21 protein-coding genes, 1 tRNA gene and 1 pseudogene are annotated in these 18351 nt (G+C 44.0%); 9 read left to right on the plus strand and 14 right to left on the minus strand.

All coding sequences use genetic code 11. The features are described 5' to 3' along the window. Nucleotides 1–133 precede the first annotated feature (133 nt). The 4 genes from rplI to rpsF are packed head-to-tail and all read right to left on the minus strand — an operon-like array spanning nucleotide 134 to nucleotide 1683. Nucleotides 134–589: a 50S ribosomal protein L9 gene (gene rplI / locus BMY60_RS09295; RefSeq protein ID WP_090333131.1), complete on the minus strand. Its 456-nt coding sequence runs from the start codon at nucleotides 587–589 to the stop codon at nucleotides 134–136. An 11-nt stretch (nucleotides 590–600) separates the two neighbouring features. After that, nucleotides 601–882, minus strand: a complete 282-nt coding sequence (rpsR, locus tag BMY60_RS09300; RefSeq protein WP_090333133.1) for a 30S ribosomal protein S18 — start codon at nucleotides 880–882, stop codon at nucleotides 601–603. 18 nt (nucleotides 883–900) lie between these two features. Next, nucleotides 901–1197, minus strand: a complete 297-nt coding sequence (priB, locus tag BMY60_RS09305) for a primosomal replication protein N (protein WP_090333134.1) — start codon at nucleotides 1195–1197, stop codon at nucleotides 901–903. A 12-nt stretch (nucleotides 1198–1209) separates the two neighbouring features. Continuing rightward, complete coding sequence (gene rpsF / locus BMY60_RS09310) at nucleotides 1210–1683, minus strand: 30S ribosomal protein S6 (protein WP_090333163.1); 474 nt, start codon at nucleotides 1681–1683, stop codon at nucleotides 1210–1212. 349 nt (nucleotides 1684–2032) lie between these two features. Between rpsF and BMY60_RS09315 the strand changes: the two genes are divergently transcribed. From BMY60_RS09315 to trpC, 3 genes are read left to right on the plus strand one after another with little or no spacing between them, the layout of a single operon-like run. Further along, nucleotides 2033–2605 (plus strand): anthranilate synthase component II, encoded by a 573-nt coding sequence (locus BMY60_RS09315; protein ID WP_090333165.1) that lies wholly within the window; start codon nucleotides 2033–2035, stop codon nucleotides 2603–2605. An 11-nt stretch (nucleotides 2606–2616) separates the two neighbouring features. Beyond that, a complete protein-coding gene (gene trpD, locus BMY60_RS09320; protein ID WP_090333136.1) occupies nucleotides 2617–3642 on the plus strand; it encodes an anthranilate phosphoribosyltransferase in 1026 nt (341 codons plus the stop codon). Between the two features lie 19 nt (nucleotides 3643–3661). Next, complete coding sequence (trpC, locus tag BMY60_RS09325) at nucleotides 3662–4531, plus strand: indole-3-glycerol phosphate synthase TrpC (RefSeq protein ID WP_090333137.1); 870 nt, start codon at nucleotides 3662–3664, stop codon at nucleotides 4529–4531. 254 nt (nucleotides 4532–4785) lie between these two features. On the opposite strand, the gene sugE is transcribed toward trpC, so the two are convergent. Together sugE and BMY60_RS09335 are read right to left on the minus strand one after the other, a co-directional pair. Then, on the minus strand, nucleotides 4786–5112 hold the full coding sequence (gene sugE, locus BMY60_RS09330) for a quaternary ammonium compound efflux SMR transporter SugE (protein ID WP_090333139.1): 327 nt from the start codon (nucleotides 5110–5112) through the stop codon (nucleotides 4786–4788). A gap of 190 nt (nucleotides 5113–5302) precedes the next feature. Continuing rightward, a complete protein-coding gene (locus BMY60_RS09335; protein WP_090333140.1) occupies nucleotides 5303–6070 on the minus strand; it encodes a sulfite exporter TauE/SafE family protein in 768 nt (255 codons plus the stop codon). Nucleotides 6071–6232: 162 nt separating this feature from the next. Here BMY60_RS09335 and BMY60_RS09340 point away from each other — a divergent pair, with 162 nt between their 5' ends. Both BMY60_RS09340 and BMY60_RS09345 read left to right on the plus strand, forming a co-directional pair. After that, nucleotides 6233–6859, plus strand: a complete 627-nt coding sequence (locus tag BMY60_RS09340; RefSeq protein WP_090333142.1) for a DUF4126 domain-containing protein — start codon at nucleotides 6233–6235, stop codon at nucleotides 6857–6859. A 136-nt stretch (nucleotides 6860–6995) separates the two neighbouring features. Beyond that, on the plus strand, nucleotides 6996–7742 hold the full coding sequence (locus tag BMY60_RS09345) for a hypothetical protein (protein ID WP_090333143.1): 747 nt from the start codon (nucleotides 6996–6998) through the stop codon (nucleotides 7740–7742). A gap of 242 nt (nucleotides 7743–7984) precedes the next feature. On the opposite strand, the gene BMY60_RS09350 is transcribed toward BMY60_RS09345, so the two are convergent. Continuing rightward, nucleotides 7985–8215, minus strand: coding sequence for a hypothetical protein (locus BMY60_RS09350; RefSeq protein WP_177166642.1), 231 nt, complete (start codon nucleotides 8213–8215; stop codon nucleotides 7985–7987). An 81-nt stretch (nucleotides 8216–8296) separates the two neighbouring features. Between BMY60_RS09350 and BMY60_RS09355 the strand changes: the two genes are divergently transcribed. Beyond that, nucleotides 8297–10543: a Tex family protein gene (locus tag BMY60_RS09355; RefSeq protein ID WP_090333146.1), complete on the plus strand. Its 2247-nt coding sequence runs from the start codon at nucleotides 8297–8299 to the stop codon at nucleotides 10541–10543. A 162-nt stretch (nucleotides 10544–10705) separates the two neighbouring features. On the opposite strand, the gene BMY60_RS15380 is transcribed toward BMY60_RS09355, so the two are convergent. Beyond that, nucleotides 10706–10945 (minus strand): hypothetical protein, encoded by a 240-nt coding sequence (locus BMY60_RS15380; RefSeq protein ID WP_143057405.1) that lies wholly within the window; start codon nucleotides 10943–10945, stop codon nucleotides 10706–10708. A 167-nt stretch (nucleotides 10946–11112) separates the two neighbouring features. On the opposite strand from BMY60_RS15380, the pseudogene BMY60_RS09365 reads away from it, so the two are divergent. Continuing rightward, nucleotides 11113–11364, plus strand: a pseudogene (locus BMY60_RS09365) (IS4 family transposase); the annotation flags it as partial. Between the two features lie 154 nt (nucleotides 11365–11518). Further along, a tRNA-Thr gene (locus tag BMY60_RS09370) sits at nucleotides 11519–11594 on the plus strand. A gap of 35 nt (nucleotides 11595–11629) precedes the next feature. Here BMY60_RS09370 and BMY60_RS09375 read toward each other — a convergent pair. The 4 genes from BMY60_RS09375 to BMY60_RS09390 form a co-directional block, all read right to left on the minus strand. After that, a complete protein-coding gene (locus BMY60_RS09375; RefSeq protein ID WP_256250779.1) occupies nucleotides 11630–12610 on the minus strand; it encodes a tyrosine-type recombinase/integrase in 981 nt (326 codons plus the stop codon). Then, entirely contained in the window at nucleotides 12520–12849 is a 330-nt protein-coding gene (locus BMY60_RS09380; protein WP_090333151.1) for a helix-turn-helix domain-containing protein, read from the minus strand. Before BMY60_RS09380 ends, BMY60_RS09375 begins: the two co-directional genes overlap by 91 nt. Continuing rightward, nucleotides 12846–14216, minus strand: coding sequence for a hypothetical protein (locus BMY60_RS09385; RefSeq protein ID WP_090333153.1), 1371 nt, complete (start codon nucleotides 14214–14216; stop codon nucleotides 12846–12848). Before BMY60_RS09385 ends, BMY60_RS09380 begins: the two co-directional genes overlap by 4 nt. 586 nt (nucleotides 14217–14802) lie before the next feature. Then, the gene (locus BMY60_RS09390) at nucleotides 14803–14997 is read right to left on the minus strand and encodes a hypothetical protein (RefSeq protein WP_090333155.1); all 195 of its coding nucleotides are present in this window, start codon (nucleotides 14995–14997) and stop codon (nucleotides 14803–14805) included. 129 nt (nucleotides 14998–15126) lie between these two features. Between BMY60_RS09390 and BMY60_RS09395 the strand changes: the two genes are divergently transcribed. Further along, nucleotides 15127–15885 (plus strand): hypothetical protein, encoded by a 759-nt coding sequence (locus BMY60_RS09395; RefSeq protein ID WP_090333156.1) that lies wholly within the window; start codon nucleotides 15127–15129, stop codon nucleotides 15883–15885. Between the two features lie 209 nt (nucleotides 15886–16094). On the opposite strand, the gene BMY60_RS09400 is transcribed toward BMY60_RS09395, so the two are convergent. Together BMY60_RS09400 and BMY60_RS09405 are read right to left on the minus strand one after the other, a co-directional pair. Continuing rightward, a complete protein-coding gene (locus BMY60_RS09400) occupies nucleotides 16095–16973 on the minus strand; it encodes a DUF2971 domain-containing protein (protein WP_090333158.1) in 879 nt (292 codons plus the stop codon). 637 nt (nucleotides 16974–17610) lie between these two features. Further along, a complete protein-coding gene (locus BMY60_RS09405; RefSeq protein WP_090333159.1) occupies nucleotides 17611–18039 on the minus strand; it encodes a hypothetical protein in 429 nt (142 codons plus the stop codon). Between the last annotated feature and the right edge of the window lie 312 nt (nucleotides 18040–18351).

Raw genomic sequence — 18351 nt, forward strand, 5'->3', positions numbered from 1 at the left:
CTTGACTGCCGAAACTTGAAGTGTGGTGAGTATATGCGCATCCCGGGTCCCCCTTTTCTTCGACTCGCTATTGGAGTTAATCTTCCAGTCTGCCACATCGATGCCGGTTTAGGGAAGAGTCCATCCCATTGGGTTAGATCGCCGTTTCGCCCAACACAGAAACGGTAACCTGTGCTGAAATATCCCCGTGCAACACTACTTTGATCGAATAATCACCAACCTGTTTTAATTGGCCGTGCGGCATGCGTATCATTGATTTGTCGATAACAAATCCCTGTTCATTCAAAGCCTCGGCGATATTGGCATTTGTAACGGAACCAAACAGCTTACCATCGTTGCTGGTTTTTTGTGTGATTTGCAGCATCAAACCTTCCAGTCTATCGGCAATTGCCTTTGCCGCCGCCTGAACATCAGCCTGCTTTTGTTCCAGTTCTGCGCGCCGCGTTTCAAATTCTGCAATGGTCTGTTCTGTAGCACGTTGTGCTTTTCCTTGCGGGACCAGATAATTTCTCGCGTAACCGCTTTTTACATTGACAACGTCACCCAACCGCCCCAGCTTGGCTATAGTCTCCATCAAAATAATCTGCATGTTTTTACTCCTCAGTGACGGTCCGTATAGGGTAATAGCGCTAGAAAGCGCGCCCGTTCTATCGCTGTGCCGAGCTGTCTTTGATAGAACGCCCGCGTACCCGTAATACGCGCCGGAATGATTTTACCGTTTTCACCGATAAAATCCTTTAAAACGTCAATATCTTTATAATCGATTGTTTTCACACCTTCAACGGTAAAGCGGCAAAACTTCTTGCGCTTGAACAGAGGGCGGTTGGCTCTCCTTTCCTTTTCTTTATCTTTACCATCATTTCGCCTGTGTATACGTGACATATGCTTTCCTGTTTCCAATTAAATTTTAACGATGTGTTCTACATGCAATACCAGCTGTTGACTGGTGTGGCTTTTTCTGTTGAGAAACCCGGTTATCCTGACACTGCCGGCTGTGTTCATTTCAGCAATCGTTTTTGCCGCATCACCCAGCGCTACAGTGTGCAATTCACACTGTATTTGCCGTGAAATATGTGCTTCCTTCTGACGCGACCGATGCTTTACAACAAAATCGATCACGGGTGTGCCGGCCGGTGTATAGCGTAATGCGCCCATCCGGATAATTTCACCACAGATAACCGTCCGGTTGCATTCCACTTGATTATTTATTTACTGTACCGTATCCGCCGCCTTGGATTCTTCAGTATCTTCTGATCCACCGCTATCCCTGGCCTCACTGGACGGTCCAGCACTGTCGGGTGCTCTGCCTGCTTTGTCCGTTTTTTCTTTTTCACCAACCGGTGGCGGTACTGCGTCATCCTTCTCTTTTTGTTGCATCATAGGCGAAGGTTGCGTAACCGGCCCATTCATTCTGATCGTTAAATGACGTAAAATGGCATCGCTGAATTTAAATGCATAATCGAGTTCATTCAGTGTTTCCTGATCGCATTCGATATTCATTAAAACGTAGTGCGCCTTGTGCACTTTCTGAATCAGATAAGCAAGCTGACGCCTGCCCCAATCTTCCAGACGGTGTACTTTGCCGTTTTTAGCTGCAACTATGCCGCGGTAACGTTCTATCATTGCCGACACTTGCTCGCTCTGATCGGGATGCACTATAAATATGATTTCATAATGTCGCATCATTATTGTTCACAATTCCTTTTGGGTAAAGCCTTCCATAAATATATGGTAAGACAAGGGGTTAAAAAGGCTGGATTTTACTGAATTTCAGCGATAACATCAAATAAACTTGACTGCTTGCTGGTAACAAACATTCAACTGAGAATTTCGAAACAGGTATTCGATAACGACACGATGCCGGGTCTCGGCTATCCATTCAAATATTTTTCCCCGCAATCAAAGTATCAGCGCCCAAATTACTGCATGAACTGTTAAAATTCCTTATTTTGACTGCAATAGAATCCGGACAGTTTTGTTGCAGCGCTACAAACAAATTGCTGCCAAACAGCAATCATACAGCAATTATTATATGTTATTGATGATCGATAATTACGATTCCTTTACCTATAACCTGGTGCAATATTTCGCTGAACTTGGTGAAGATGTCGTGGTGCACCGCAATGATGAAATCGATTTGGACAAGATCACACGGCTGGTCCCGGAGAGAATTGTGATTTCTCCCGGCCCCTGCACACCCAATGAAGCAGGCATATCCCTGTCAGTGATCAGGCATTTTAGTGGAAAATTACCGGTTCTCGGTGTTTGTCTCGGTCATCAAAGTATAGGACAGGCGTTCGGCGGCAAAATCATTCACGCCAAGCAGCTGATGCACGGCAAGACATCGCAGATCTTTCATCATGATAAGGGCGTATTTCACGGCCTGCCTAACCCGTTCATCGCAACGCGTTATCATTCCCTGGTCATCGAACGCGCCACATTGCCCGGGTGTCTGGAGATCACAGCCTGGACAGAAGACGACGAAATCATGGGCGTCAGACACAAAACACTGGATGTCGAAGGCATACAGTTCCATCCGGAATCGATTCTTAGCGAATACGGTCATTTCATGCTGAAAAATTTTTTAACGCAAACGCAACACTGACAAACAATAGTATGAATCCTCAGGAAGCTTTGCATCGCATCATCAATCATCAGGAAATTCAGCATGACGACATGCTGTCACTCATGCGCAAGATCATGCAGGGAGCAGTCTCACCAGCGCTGATTTCAGCCATAATCACCGGTCTGCGCGTCAAACAGGAAACGGTTGGTGAAATCACCGCCGCTGCCAAAGTCATGCGCGAGTTTGCAACACCCGTCAACGTCGCCGGCACCCGGCATTTAATCGATACCTGCGGCACCGGCGGGGATGCAGCGCATACCTTCAACATCTCCACTGCGGCGGCTTTTGTCAGCGCGGCTGCAGGCGTTCAGGTGGCCAAACATGGCGGGCGCTCTGTTTCCAGCAAATCAGGCAGCGCCGATGTGCTTGAAGCGCTGGGAATTAATTTAAACCAGCCACCCGGACAGGTTGCCGACAGCATCAGCAAAATAGGCGTTGGCTTCATGTTCGCGCCCAATTATCACAGCGCCATGAAGCATGCTGCGCCGGTACGGCGGGAACTCGGCATTAAAACCATTTTCAATATCCTTGGCCCGCTGACCAATCCCGCTGGCGCGAAAAACCAAGTGCTCGGCGTATTTGACGCCAGATTGGTGCCTGTTCTGGCGCATGTACTGCAACAGCTAGGCAGCACACATGTAATGGTTGTCAACGGCGCAGACGGCCTGGATGAAATTACGATCAGCGGTGAAACCCGTGTCGGCGAACTCAAGCAGGACAGCGTCACTGAGTACACTGTCCGGCCTGAAGATTTCGGCCTGCAATCGGCGTCCATCACTTCGATACAAGTCAACAACAGTAACCAGGCGAAGGCAATGCTGCTCTCTGTGCTGGAAAATAAAAAAGGTCCGGCGCGGGATATTGTCTTACTAAACGCCGGGGCGGCCATTTATGTATCGGGCGTCGCAGATTCACTTGCACAAGGTATTCGTTCGGCGCAGCGCGCAATTGAAAGCGGCGCGGCGTTACAGAAGCTGCATGAACTGGTGGCATTTTCCAACCAGCGTTTGACTTGAGCTTAACTAAAGAAATTTTATGTCAGATATTCTCAAAAAAATCCTTGCCACCAAGGTGCAGGAAATCGCTGCGGCCAAAGCCCGGGCACCCTGGCGCGAAATGCTGGCAGCGGCCAAGTCCGCTGAACCCGCGCGTAGCTTTACCGCGGCTATTCAAAACAAAATAACCACCGGCCAATCCGCTGTGATTGCCGAAATAAAGCAGGCCAGTCCGAGCAAAGGCGTATTGCGCGGCCCCAAATCGTCACATGCACCGCATTTGCGCTTTAATCCTGCCGAAATCGCGGCGTCTTACGAAAAACACGGTGCAGCCTGTCTGTCCGTGCTAACGGACAGACAGTATTTTATGGGCGAACCCGAATACCTGCGGCAGGCACGCGCCGCCTGTCAATTGCCGGTACTACGCAAGGACTTCATACTTGAAGAATATCAGATTGCAGAAGCGCGCGTCATGGGTGCAGACTGTATTCTGCTTATTGCCGCAGCATTTATCATAGGCAGTGATTCCGACATTGAGAAGCTGGACAGTCTCGACCGGAACGCACTCAGCCGGATGTCCAGGTTGACTGCGCTGGCGCATGAACTGGGCATGTCGGTCCTCGTCGAGGTGCATAATACTGAAGAACTATCACTTGCACTTCAACTCAAGACCCCGCTTCTCGGCATCAACAACCGTAACCTGCGTACGTTTGAAACCCGTCTAGATACAACGCTGCAGTTACTGTATCAGATTCCGGATGACCGTATTATCGTTACCGAAAGCGGTATTCATACACCGGAAGATGTAACATTAATGCGTCAGCACAATGTCAATGCATTTCTGGTCGGCGAAGCATTTATGCGCGCGGATGATCCGGGCATTGAACTGGCAAGTTTGTTTTATGGTTAGGAGTCGTTCATAACTAACTGTCACACCTATTTATTCGCGGCTCCTTAACGCTTAATAATGTTTAACGGCCAGCCACACCTCGCTGCGCTACCTTACAGACTTCAGGGTGCTTCTAAAAATCCATATTTTACGAACATCCGCTTTACGGATACTGTCAACAAATAGAATTGAAGCTCAGCAGGCTGTTAACTTCCTGTTTATCCATGAATCTGACAAGCGCACTGCACCCGGCAGCAGTATATGGATAGCAAATATCAGGCAGGCATTAAAAGTTTGAGTCCAACAATTCCTGTTACGATAAGTCCAAGACAAAACAACCGTGCATAATCTGTTGATTCTCCAAACACAATCATGCCATATATTGCCGTGCCAACTATACCCACGCCAACCCAAACTGCATAGGCAGTTCCCACAGGCAATGACTTCATCGCAATACCGAGTAAACTGATGCTGATTAATATTGCAAACAATGTCCAGACCGACGGCCATAGACGAGTAAAACCCTCGGTATATTTAAGCCCTATTGCCCACCCGATTTCAAATAATCCTGCAACAATAAGAATAAGCCATTTAGAAGACATAGAAACCTCTCCAGTATGTTGGGTCGTCCCAGTTGAAATAGAGAGGTAAGGCCGTCCTCACTTCTACAGACATTAAAAAATCCCGCAATTTGTTTTTTATCTGATGTTTTTACTATAGGATTCAGCAACAACAAGATTTTTGGACGTTACAGCTAAAACCATGTTCATTAGGCCGTTTTGTTCATCACCGTTACCGCAGAAAAAATGCTATGGACATTAAACAGCCGACAAGTACGATAAAGCAGCGTATATTCTCTTGGGATAAACGGTATGCGAATGCTGCACCAAAGTAGCCGCCAGCAATTGCCGCTATACACATCAGTATAAGATAGCTCCATATAATTGTGCCTCCTAAAGCGTAAACAACAACCGCAATCGTGGTTAGTAATGCTGAGATAATGTTTTTTATCCCATTCATACTGTGTAAACTGGTTTGACCCATCAAGCCCAGGACTGCCAGCAATATTATTCCTAGCCCGCCGTTGAAATATCCACCGTATATACAAACAGCAAACAACGCCGACCATGTTGTTACAATTCTTTTTTTGGAAAAATTGAGATTATCCTCTGGTTTTTTTATAATGGCAGTGTTTCTTCGTAGAAGCCAAGGTCCAAATATAAAAGCAATTGTAGCAAACAAAATTAACCACGGAATTAGCGCAAAAAACAATTGTTCATTTGTCAGTAACAGGATCGTAGCGCCCGCGATGCCGCCGAAGATCGCTATCCATATTATGGATATAAGATTTAAGCCAGCAGGGTAATTGATATCATGCCTGAATCGCCAAGCGCTTGCCATGTAACCAGGGAGAAGCGCTGCTGTGCCTGTGGTGTTGGCTGAAACGGGAGAAACACCTATAAAAATCAAAGCAGGCAATGTAACAAAACTGCCACCGCCTGCGACTGCATTTAATACTCCACCGAGGAATCCAGCCAGGCTAACTATAACCCATTCCATTTCTATAAGCTCCTGCAGTTAGGGCTATGCATTAATATTTTTTTGAATTTTGCAAGCCTTTATCTTACGTCCATTAGAAAATGTCGTCATGTGTTATGTGCAATTCTGTTTGTTTTCCGGACAAAGGAATCAATTTTTTTGCCTGACTGATGACAGCAACTTATGGAAAATTATGATGCGTTATTGGCAACGCTGGCGTTGCTGACGGGAACCGCATGGGCCAGTGGCATTAATTTATATGCTGTCTTACTGGTATTAGGTCTCGGCGGGTCAACGGGATATATTGACTTGCCCGCCGAATTATCAGTGCTTGAAGATCCTTTGACTATTGTTGCTGCCGGGATCGTGTATTTTATCGAGTTTGCCGCTGACAAGATTCCCGGTATAGATTCTGTTTGGGATGTCATTCACACCTTTGTCCGGATACCGGCCGGCGCTATACTGGCTGCTGGCGCAGCCGGCGATGTCTCGCCTGTTTTGGAAATAGCCGCCGGCTTACTGGGCGGGAGCATCGCCGCAACAAGTCATACAGCCAAGGCAAGTACGCGTCTGATGATCAATACCTCGCCCGAGCCGGCTTCCAACTGGACGGCCTCTATTTCCGAAGATCTTCTGGTAGTGGGCGGTTTATGGATAGCGCTTAATTATCCTGCGGTATTTCTTATTTTGTTCTTTGCTTTCGTAGTACTATTAATCTGGCTGCTGCCGAAGTTGTGGAATATGATCAAACTCTTTTTCGCAAAAACAACGAATTTTCTTGGAATCGAAAAAAACAACCCAAAAGCATAGTTACTTCGGACAGAAGAACATCCGCAAAAACACATGATGACTTTACTATGTCATTCCAAAGTGCAGTTTCAGGTTTGATTCAATTGAAGGGACGGGTTAATTATAGTTTACAAGTTCAGAACAAATTAATACTGAAATGAATATTCCTTTAGAATACTGGCTGCACCACGCCCTGTTTTATTCATTGCTTTGTCTGATCAATTATGTGAATGGTCAGTTGGTCATCCACCGCAATCTGAAAGTCAATTACACACGAAAAATTAATCACTTCGCGTTTTTCTTCTTGCCGGTCTTGCTGTTATCTGTTATTGAATATCCTTATAGCGCCGCTACGTTTCTCATGGACATCGTGTTTGCATTGACTTATCTGACTTTGTTTATTGCACCCATCCGCCGCAGAATCAAACCGGTTTTGGTAATGTTTCGTTCGATTGACAGGCCTGAAGACCGGCCACTGACACTAACCTGGCTTTATACCCAGTTTATTGCCAGCTATTTAGTGCTGATCCCTCTGCTTGCTTACTTCGAAAACCGGGACATGCTGCCGTGGATCATGATTATCATTCTGGCCAACGGTATTGGCGACGGCCTAGCCGAACCGGTCGGTATACGCTTTGGCAAGCGGTCATACGTCACTAGCGCACTGTTTACTCAGAAAAAGTATGTACGTACTTATCTGGGCAGCGCCTGCGTATACCTCACAACATTGATCGCTGTCCTTCTTTTTCAGCATCATTTCACTACAGTGCAGCTGATCATCGCATTGATCGCGTTACCGCTGCTAATTACCCTGGCTGAAGCACTCTCGCCGCATACCTGGGACAGTCCTTTTATTTACGGGACAGGCGGACTGGCATTTATTGGCATCAGTTTTTTAGGATGATGAAAAAAGATTTCATCTTTAAAAAACAACGTCTTTCAATTGAGCCGCCTACTGCGGTTTATTTCAAGGACATTCTCTCGCTTAACCAATTCAACGCAAACCTAAACCGTCAACCTGTGTCTATTTAAGCCGAACAAATAGTGATTCCGACAACATCAACGCCTGGATACTGTTTGAATGCTAATTAAGCGATATCCCTCAAAAGTCAGTACACGCGGAAAACTTGCGGCACCCGAGTCGTACTACCATTCCTCCGTGCGGCGCTCAATAGCACTCGATATCAATTCAATATAATCCAGTTCATCCCTTAAGACGTCAAACTTGGTATTGCCCAGCACGATAAGATTCGAGCCGCAGCGCATCGGCTCACTCGCTTGCACCGGCAATACCATCGGCAATATCCATACTGCAAACACTTTTTCATGTAAGTTTTCGCCTTTATCTGTAAACTTGTTGTATAGTCTGCTTCGCAAAATACGCCTGACGGCGATTTTTGCAAATCTGAGAAACGTTTTGGGTTTAATGTACCGCACATACTGATTGCCTGATTAATTATGATGCCGCCGATTAATGAATCCCCTTCAGAGCAGCGTATTGCGTTACGCCTGACACAAGAGATTGCAGTGAATCAGTCACGTATTCAATCGGCTATTCGGCTGCTCGATGACGGCGCCACAGTCCCTTTTATCGCCCGTTACCGCAAAGAGGTAACCGGCGGCCTTGATGCAAACCAGTTACGCCTCCTGGAAGAAAGACTGCATGCCTTGCGCGAGCTTGAGAAAAGGCGCAGCGCGATAACCGCCGTCATTGAGAAACAAAACAAAATGACACCGGCGCTGCACACAGCACTAACTGATGCACAGGATATGGCAGCGCTGGAAGATTTATATCTGCCTTACCGGAAAAAACGCCGCACCAAGGCACAGATGGCGCACGAGGCCGGTCTCAAGCCGCTGGCGGATCGTTTGCTAAACAATCCGGCATTGCATCCTCATGATGAGGCAGTGCATTTTTTGACGCCTCCGTTTACCACGGAAGCAGGCGATCATACTGGCATCGCCGATACCGGTCAGGCACTGGAAGGTGCACAGCAGATTTTAATCGAACGTTTTGCCGAACATGCACCCTTACTGCAAAAATTACGCGGCTATCTGTTTCGCCATGCGGTTCTGACCGCCAAAGCAACCAAAGCACATAAAGCCACCGATACCAGATTCACCGATTATCACGATTATGCCGAAACAATCGGCAAAATACCGTCTCACCGCGCACTGGCTTTGTTACGCGGCGCTCGGGAATCGGTTTTGAAATTGAAGCTGTGTCTGGATTCCGATTTAGAACAAAAACCGAACAGCGACGAGCTGAATCCATGCGAATCCATGATTGCACGGCAATTCAAAATTGATGAGCAAAAACGTCCAGCCGATACCTGGTTGATAGACACTGTGCGCTCAAGCTGGCGCAGTAAAATTTTTACCCACCTGGAAACAGTGTTGCTCAATCAACTGCAGCAACGCGCCGAAACTACAGCAAATCAGGTCTTTGCGCAAAACCTAAAAGCGCTGCTACTGGCGCCGCCAGCAGGCCCGCACATCACTCTAGGCCTGGACCCCGGATTTAGAACCGGCGTTAAAGCGGCTGTCGTTGACGCCACCGGAAAAGTTCTGACAACCGCCACGGTTTATCCACACCCGCCGCATAATGACCGGGATAAAGCCATTGAAATCCTGCAGCGACTGGCCGAACAGTACCGTGTTTCACTGATTGCCATCGGCAACGGTACCGCTTCAAGAGAAACCGGTCTGTTGATCAAACAACTGATCAAACAATACCCGCAGCTAAAATTGAAGTCGCTTATCGTATCCGAAGCCGGTGCTTCAGTGTACTCCGCTTCTCCGCTGGCATCTGAAGAATTGCCCGAATTGGATGTATCATTGCGCGGTGCCGTTTCGATTGCGCGGCGCTTGCAGGATCCATTATCCGAACTGGTCAAAATTGACCCAAAGTCAATCGGCGTCGGTCAATACCAGCATGATGTCAATCAAAAACAACTGGCCTGGACACTCGATACCGTTGTTGAAGACTGCGTGAACGCCGTGGGCGTGGATGCCAATACAGCTTCCCCGGCCCTGTTGCGCTATGTTGCAGGGCTTAACAGCCGCATTGCAGACAATATCATCGATTATCGCAACAATACCGGCATTTTCCAGCAACGCGGCGAACTATTAAACGTCCCCGGTCTCGGTGAAAAAACCTATGAGCAAGCTGCCGGGTTTTTGCGTATTCGCAATGGCGCCAGTCCGCTTGACGCCTCTGCCGTACACCCGGAATCGTACCCGCTTGTAGAGCGGATACTGAGGGATATCAAACTGGACATCACCGAGTTGATCGGCAATCACGCAGCGCTTAAATCAATTTACCCCGAAAACTATACTAACGCGCAGTTTGGTCTGCCGACAGTCAAAGACATACTGCAGGAACTTGACAAACCCGGCCGGGATCCGCGGGCATCATTTACTACGGCTTCGTTTAAAGACGGCGTTGAATCCATTAAGGATTTATACCCCGGCATGGTGCTCGAGGGCATTATCACCAACGTAACAGCGTTTGGTGCGTTTGTCGATATCGGCGTACACCAGGACGGGCTTGTGCATATTTCCAGGCTGGCTGATGCTTATGTCAAGGATCCACACACTGTTGTCAAAACCGGGCAGGTTGTCAAAGTCGGTGTTATCGATGTTGATGAAAAGCGCAGACGCATCGCCTTGTCAATGCAGGCCGCAGACATATCGTCTTGCTAGTGCCCTATCAATATGATATTGCCGGGCTCAGTGAGTTTGTCAGTGACCATGGCAAGGCGTGCCTTGCAGGCAATAGCCGTTATATTGTCAAAAGACGCAACGCAGATCATGGGTGCTGACAAGCCCACCCACAGGGCGCTACCGTGATGCTCTGCAACTGCGTTACAGTACTTGAAAAGAGAGCAACCCTTTCCTGCGTGCTGCGCCTTGCCGCATAACACCACGGTAACGCTTGTACCAGGCAATATCATATTGATAGGGCACTGGTGTGAGCGATTGACAGACACCTCCTCGAACACTGTTTATCCTAAAATCCTCTATAAGGACTTCCCGATATTTGCAAGAAGAATTTTGTTTCCGGTAATTTTGTTTAAATGTTGTCATGTCTGATTGTATCTTCACTGATGCTCCCTTTAGTCATGATAGCTATGTTGGAGACAATGTCTTTGCAGCTCTATAGCCGGCCTCTGTTTGGCCACTTGTGCATGGCCAATAAGGGATATAACCCGCTAATCGCCATTCAGATTGCATTGGCGGGTGAAGCTCATAAAGTATGAGGTGAGTAGTTACGTAGAATTAAGATTAAATCATTTACCGGAACAAGCAAGAATGCAGTCATGACACAAATCTGGATCGCATTATGTGTCTATCTGCTGATCGCGTTTATGAAATTCCAGTCAAAAATTCAGATCAGCATGCAGCAGATATTACGATTATTGCACCTCAACCTATTCGAAAAACGTGATCTCATGGCGCTGCTGCGAGGCGATCCACCGCCTATCAGGTGTTACAAAGATGATAACCAGCCAACCTTGTTCTGATAGAAAAGTTAACGGGACAGCAGTGGTAAGATATATAGAAAAAACCTAATCCATATAAACAACCCTACCGATGAGGTCAGCAATCAACTATTTGCCCACCCTTTTACAAACCACTATAATTATAGATTCCTTTTAATACGTCTTAAAACAAAACGCTGTTGTAGCTCAGATGGTAGAGCAACTGATTCGTAATCAGTAGGTCCGCGGTTCGATTCCGCGCAACAGCACCAATAATCAAAGACTTAGAAACGCAACCACTGAAGTTTTACTTCGATTGTGTCAAAGTTGTGCCATTTAGCATGTTATCCACGACACTTGCATGTATAGAAAACTGCGCAGGCGCAAGGTGTGCATAACGCCTCACCATCTCCGCAGATTCCCATGCACCCATCTCCTGAATGACATTTAATGGCACACCATTCTGAGTTAACCAACTCGCCCAGGTATGGCGCAAATCGTGCCAGCGGAAATCCTCAATACCAGCACGTTTTAACGCCTTATACCAAGCTTTTGTATTCACCTGAGTAATTGGATTACCCTTATAACTGAATACAGACTTAGGATGTTTGCCAATTTGCCTGTTTAATACTGCAATAGCGGTATCGTTTAGCGTTACATGGATCGGTTTACCAGCTTTTGCTTGATCACCGTGTATCCATGCAACCCTTCTTTGCAAATCCACTTGCGACCATACCAAACCTGTTACGTTTGAACGCCCCAAACCTGTCGACAGTGAAAATTGCACAATATCCGCCAAATGTTCCGGCAATTCTCGAATTAGCAAACATGCCTGTTCTGCAGTTAAATAACGCACTCGTCGCTTTGCTTCACGATACAACTTGATAACAGGCGGTTTATCAATCCATTCCCAATCAAGCGCAGTTTGCCGCAAGATTGAGCGAATCAAAGCCAATAAACGGTTAGCCGTTGCAGGGCTTGTTTCTTTAAGCTTTAATTCACCAATCCTTGCGATTTCATCCCGCGTCAGTTCATCCAGATACTTACCTCTAAAAAACTGCTGAAGCCAGTCAACTTTTGCCATATCATCATGATGTGTCTTTTTATGCTGTGTCTCCATCAGCCATTTATAGGCCGCTTCATCCCATGTACGCCTTGGCTTATCACCCAGCTTTGCAACACGCCAGGATTCGGCTTTTAGTCTGTCATGGAATTCCTGCGCTTGGGTTTTATCTTCTGTTGCAGCAGAGCATCTAATACGTTCGCCGCTTGGTGTGGTGAAACTGATCCACCACGTTTTTCCACGTTTAAAGAGTGACATAATTGTTTCTCCTCATGTCCCACTTGCAACGCTTGCCAACGACAAGCATACTCCGAGCGCAGGTAGGCAACAAGATCATCTTCAATAAATACCCAACGTTTTCCCGCCTTAACGCCCGGAATAATTCCGGCTTTGGCACGACCACGTACTACTTCGGGATGCATTTTAAGAAAAAGGGCTGCTTCTTCGAGGGTTAGCGTTTTCATTCGCCTTCCTTCACTCGTCGATAATCTCTAGCTTTCTGATCTCTTTCCTGAATATCTCCAACAGAATTTTGACGGTTATTGATCGTGTTGTATTTTCTACCTTTGGCTTTTACCTTGCGTTGAATATAACCACAAAAACCACCGGCACTATGTGCATGGTATTTATTGGCCTGATGCAAAAATTCACCGATACCCTCGCTAAAATCTTTGATACCTTCACGCGCCATGAATGATGTAAGACCACCCAAACCATGAATAAAGATACGCTCATCATGGGGCAATCGTTCAGGTCTGAAACGTTTCAAACGAGGCTGATCTATTGGCGATGAGTACACATTGGCGATATCATCCCAAAGTGGGTGATTTGGCCAGCGATCCCGTTTTTTGTCGGTCAAACTGGGGATGGTCAAGCGCAACCAATCATGTGTAAGATAACGCCACAATTCAGCCTGAAATTCCAATAAATTCGATAAGCTAAAAATCAATACTTGCTTTAAAAACTGCTTTTCAATCTGGAACTCCATACGCCAGACTTTTCCGTCACCTTGCCACCCATTGGCTTCCCATAGTGGGAATAACCAAGTTTTGCGGGATTTGGTTTTAATTTCGACCACTTTCTCATACAAACGGGCATGCACATCGCCACCTATACCGATAACCCAACCTGTAAAAGGATCATCCAGACGACAATCAAAATACATGGCCATTAAATTTGCACGAGTTACCCAGTCAGGCTGACGAATAGCATAAAGATCATCAACACAGGTAAAATCAAGAAACAGGTCAGCACGACTAATAGTGGCTGAACCATGTACCAAACCCAGTGTATTGATAATAAAGCCTAAATCTTGTACTGCAGATTCCACCCCGACAGCCGCCAGATATTCACTGGAAATCTGAATATGCGCCATAGGCGACTTTCTGGATTTGCCGCGATTCACTTTTATAAAAAAACAATTATCTAACAGAACATAGGGAAAACGCGGCATGCCTTTGTCGCGAACTTCAAACAGATGCGAGCCAATTGTAACTTGGGCTAAGGCTTGCTCTTTTTCATCATCGGATTGCGCCTTCTCTTTCAACTCAAATAATTTTTTATCCCAATCCTCTGCCAGTTGCCCGTAATAGGAAACATAAAGACTATCAATACCCAGCAGCAGCGGTTTGAAATGTTTGTTATTGTCGTTTGAGGGTACTGTGTTACTAGGCGGCGTACCCAGTATAGACTTACCACAAGACCGTCCGTCCGGGGCGCGATTCTCGCGCTCCCCGTCAGACGGCCTTACGGTCACATATTCTGGTAATGCACCATAAAAACTAACAGATTCACCGGACACACTTCCACTCACAAAACTATTATTGCTCATGTTAATACTCCATTAAAAAATTAAAAATGAAGTCACAAGACGCAAAAAGGCATACCACAGCAGTCAGAGTGGTGTTACTTGTTCAAGAAATTTTGTTTCAATAGGGATTTGTTAGCGCAGGAATGAATTAAATGTTTTTTCTAAAAAAATTAGTGTGGGATTTTGGCGCTATTGAGTATTTAGATTTTAAATATAGATTGGTCGGGGATAGGTCAGTTTCGATGTTTTTACTATTAAGATTTATTTAAAAGTCTCACGAATAGAATTTTGATCGTAAGTTAGTTTTCCCCGTTTAGATTAAATTGGTCATTGATCGTAAGTTAGTTTTCCCCGTTTAGATTAAATTGGTCATTGTGTATTTAAGCGCATAAATATAATTTAAGTATTTGAATAAATGATTATCTATAGGCTATTTTGGCGCAAAGTATCTATCAGGTCTTGAAAACCCGGACATTTGCATATGACTTTTTAAAGAGCGACTTACAACATACATAATTTCTCATAGTTAGGTTTCACTGTCAAACATTGCAGGTGAGACTGGACAAGATTGGCTGACGTTGGTTTAGTCTTGCTTTTTTTCATCATTTCACAGTTCAAACACAAAAGCGAGCTCAGCATTCACCAGAGGACAGGCTTTAACCCTGCTGTCCTCCGAACCCATGTCGTCACTCATTCCGGGGTGAGAGCGACGCATGGCTCCGGAGGACAGCAGGATTCTAAAAGCAGATCGGAATACTTTTGCTTTTAATATCAAATAATCATTAGCTATTTTTATAGCCATGATTTCAAAATTCTGTTAGTTTTTTGGAAAATATATTTTTGTTTCTCATGTTACTTGAATGTAGAAATTTCAATTGTAAAGTTTTAGTCTTTTTTGCCAAATTCAGCAACATTTGCAAGGAGAATACTAATGAGCATATTACGTACAATATTTATTTTAGTTGTTGGTTGCCTCTTGGTTTTGGGTTCAGCTTGGGTTGATTCATCTGCGGCCAACATTGATTGGAAAGAAATGATTGCAAATACTATGCGAGTAATAGGTGGCTCATTTTTTTTAGTAACGCTAGTATATTGGCTCGAACAACAGCTACACAATTCACTAAATAAAGGACCAAAGGTAACTTTAATAACTGCCGAAGAAAGATGTGAAGCTTTAAAAAAGGCAGTTAAAGAATTTTCTAGTGACGATCTTTTTACAACTCGTTACTCGTCACGATCAATAGGCGAAGCAAATAAATCAAAAGCATACCTTACAGCACTTGATTCAAGAATTTATTCTGGAAAATCGGACACATACAGAATCGTTACGCTTGATAATGAAAAAAAAGTTCAACATGTTAAAGATTTAATCACCAATCACTGGCAAGATAACAATTTTGCTATAAAAGTTTTAGATCCAAACGCAAGCATACGTCTCATTGATCTAGTTGGAGTAGATAATCATTTTGTGTGCCTTGGAATTGAAACACGACAACCAGAAGAAAATTATTGGATTCGTATTGATGATTCAGGGATAGCATCACATTTTCGCAAGTATTTTTATGAAAGTCATTGGACACGTGATGAAGCGACAGAAATAAAAGGGCTTAACAAACTTCAAACAGAAAAAGAAAGAGATGATGCTATTAAAAAAATTGATGATCTCTATAAACGTTACAGCCAACAGTGATCTAAATTAAAATTATCAAACGTTGTATAAATATGTAGTTCATTTTTTCAAACCAATTTCAAGTTTTATCTATTTTATGAGCCTAAATTTCCCTGGCGTTTATGCACTAACTCTTTAGCTTTCAGCGTTGATAAGTGAGAAAAAGTCTTAGTGCGATTCATGCGGAAATGGATTAGAACTACTGAAAAAAGTAGGAAAAAAATTATAGATTATTCATTAATGTGGATAGTTTGATTCACAGTATTTAATTTAGCTCTCTTTAAGGAGATGTGTTCGAAATTTGGCAATGCCAAGATGGCTCTTAGCTCTTCATAAAGCATAGATGTTGCACGCGCACCAACAATTATTGATGATATCGACGATAATGGAACTGTGTAAAGATGAATTTTGTCCGGGCCTTCCAATGTTTTATTTGCGCTTGCAAGTGGAACAATCATTCTCCATTCAGCCTCATACTCCCAGGATATATCTTTTGTAGCTAAAATATCGTCACCATGCATCTCCGATAAAGTCATATCGTCAATTGATGATTTATTAATATATTTAACTTTTCTTAGATGAAATAACTCATCCTTGTCGGAACGACGACGATTAAAAAAAATATGCTCGGGCTCAAATTCAATAATAAAGCCTTTATGAGAATCAGCGTAGTGCGCCCAAAGAAGTGGGTGATCAAACTTTTCTGAAAGACTTAATATTCCAACAGTTTGAAGGACATCAGAAAATATTTGTTTAGCCTTAGGGGTATATTCGTAGATTGCATTTTTTATAGTTGGAGCAATTTTATTTATTTCTTCTTGAAGAATTTGTGGATTTTTTTGGACTTGCGAAACTAATTGTTTTACTATTTTTTTTCGAGTTTTCTTGGGGTGTCTTAAAAGCTGTTTATTTAATGCTTCTTCAAAAAACTTTATATTAAGTTCAAACATATCATTTAACTCATTTTCAGAGAATAAATCACCAAAAATAAGCTGTAATTCAAACGGATCATTAAGTGCAGATGGCTGAGTAAATCGTATAAGTTGATTATTGAGTATATCGATACGGTCTGGAATTACATACTTGAATAATTTTGACGGACAATTCATAAAGAAAATAATTTTTATCTTATACCGAACACACCTGTTTATTGATTAAACATTCAAGTAACCAATAATATGTGCAATCCTGTGCTCCTTGATATTTCAAAAGGACTTCCTTTCTAATTTGGCATGTCAAATAACCCAGAAAGTTATTGTGACAAATTTGTGCCAAATTACAACTGATATACCTTAATTTGTGGTTGTTTGAAATTTGTTTTGACTACAGCAAGCGTTGTAAGCAATTGATTTGTAATAGCATATAATTCTAGGTTACGTTTCGTAATCAGTAGGTCGGAGGTTCGACTCCTCTCAACAGCACCATAAATACAATGAGTTACCTAGTTATTTTGAATGGCTTCTCATCTTGAGTCACCACTGAGTCACCAAGCGAGATAGTAACATAAAGCGAAGAATAGCAATTTTTGCTCCGCTATTGACAAGCCCGGGTGATTGCAAAACTTCGTCTCAATGTCGGCAGCAGGATGGCTTATAGTTTCAAAGATATTAATTTCTTTAAACTCAGAATTATGGCACTACATGAATCTAATTAGGTTCTTGTCGGTTGAACACGAAAGTAAGCACTTGCCGAGCAAACCGAAAACAGTACAAATACGAGAACTTTAATAAAGATTGATGCTGCAAATTATCCTGAGCGCCATAAGAATAAAATACTCAGCCCAATCAATGGCATGAGGAACTTCCAACTGAATGCTAGTCTGAATATTCCTATGATGGCTTCCGCGAGTAGATGGCCTTTTGCTTGATTCCACACATATTGACCAAATAAGAATCCCATTAATCCACCAAATATTATGAAGTAGATAATGCCCTGTAATAGCCAGGCAACCAATTGAACATGCTGAGCCGGGATTATTGCGAATAGATCATTAAAAAGTGCTTCAACAATCACGGTTATAAAGGGTAATGCAATGGCTGTTGTGATTAATGCTGAAGAAGCTCTTTTTGCACCTACCACCATACAGATACCTCCAAGTACGAGAAACAAGACTAATATCTGACCTAGCATTTCAGCAGGAATCAGCATCAGTGTCGGAGTAACAGCACGATTCATCGTAAATCTCCGTTTTTTGATTATATGGTGAGTAAGCTATTTTTTCTCTATCTCAATCAGTATGCAAGCATGTGATTTGTTTTCAATGCTTTATTATTTCCCATCCCGGTTTAACTTTGTTCAGTATGATTTGATTACCCCCACCAATTGGCCCCTTATGAATGCCATGCGCGATTCCTTCATACACACGAGTCCCTTTGGGTACTTTTATGGCAACTGTCCCGTGTCAATTATCCTGGCCGGTTTGGCGACAATTATGATGGCCGGTTGAGTTTTTTATGATTTTTTCAGATTTTTCCTCCTGTAACTTTC

The organism is Nitrosomonas sp. Nm51 (assembly GCF_900111165.1).
In the GTDB taxonomy this organism is placed as follows: Bacteria; Pseudomonadota; Gammaproteobacteria; order Burkholderiales; family Nitrosomonadaceae; genus Nitrosomonas.

Coding starts and splice junctions, on each gene's coding strand:
- BMY60_RS09335 (WP_090333140.1), bottom strand. CDS start 6,070: ATGGAATGGGTTATAGTTAGCCTGGCTGGATTCCTCGGTGGAGTATTA.
- BMY60_RS09380 (WP_090333151.1), bottom strand. CDS start 12,849: ATGAAAACGCTAACCCTCGAAGAAGCAGCCCTTTTTCTTAAAATGCAT.
- BMY60_RS09345 (WP_090333143.1), top strand. CDS start 6,996: ATGAATATTCCTTTAGAATACTGGCTGCACCACGCCCTGTTTTATTCA.
- BMY60_RS09385 (WP_090333153.1), bottom strand. CDS start 14,216: ATGAGCAATAATAGTTTTGTGAGTGGAAGTGTGTCCGGTGAATCTGTT.
- rplI (WP_090333131.1), bottom strand. CDS start 589: ATGCAGATTATTTTGATGGAGACTATAGCCAAGCTGGGGCGGTTGGGT.
- rpsR (WP_090333133.1), bottom strand. CDS start 882: ATGTCACGTATACACAGGCGAAATGATGGTAAAGATAAAGAAAAGGAA.
- sugE (WP_090333139.1), bottom strand. CDS start 5,112: ATGTCTTCTAAATGGCTTATTCTTATTGTTGCAGGATTATTTGAAATC.
- rpsF (WP_090333163.1), bottom strand. CDS start 1,683: ATGCGACATTATGAAATCATATTTATAGTGCATCCCGATCAGAGCGAG.
- BMY60_RS09395 (WP_090333156.1), top strand. CDS start 15,127: ATGAGCATATTACGTACAATATTTATTTTAGTTGTTGGTTGCCTCTTG.
- BMY60_RS09390 (WP_090333155.1), bottom strand. CDS start 14,997: ATGGCTATAAAAATAGCTAATGATTATTTGATATTAAAAGCAAAAGTA.
- BMY60_RS09400 (WP_090333158.1), bottom strand. CDS start 16,973: ATGAATTGTCCGTCAAAATTATTCAAGTATGTAATTCCAGACCGTATC.
- BMY60_RS09340 (WP_090333142.1), top strand. CDS start 6,233: ATGGAAAATTATGATGCGTTATTGGCAACGCTGGCGTTGCTGACGGGA.
- BMY60_RS09405 (WP_090333159.1), bottom strand. CDS start 18,039: ATGAATCGTGCTGTTACTCCGACACTGATGCTGATTCCTGCTGAAATG.
- BMY60_RS09315 (WP_090333165.1), top strand. CDS start 2,033: ATGTTATTGATGATCGATAATTACGATTCCTTTACCTATAACCTGGTG.
- trpD (WP_090333136.1), top strand. CDS start 2,617: ATGAATCCTCAGGAAGCTTTGCATCGCATCATCAATCATCAGGAAATT.
- trpC (WP_090333137.1), top strand. CDS start 3,662: ATGTCAGATATTCTCAAAAAAATCCTTGCCACCAAGGTGCAGGAAATC.
- BMY60_RS09355 (WP_090333146.1), top strand. CDS start 8,297: ATGATGCCGCCGATTAATGAATCCCCTTCAGAGCAGCGTATTGCGTTA.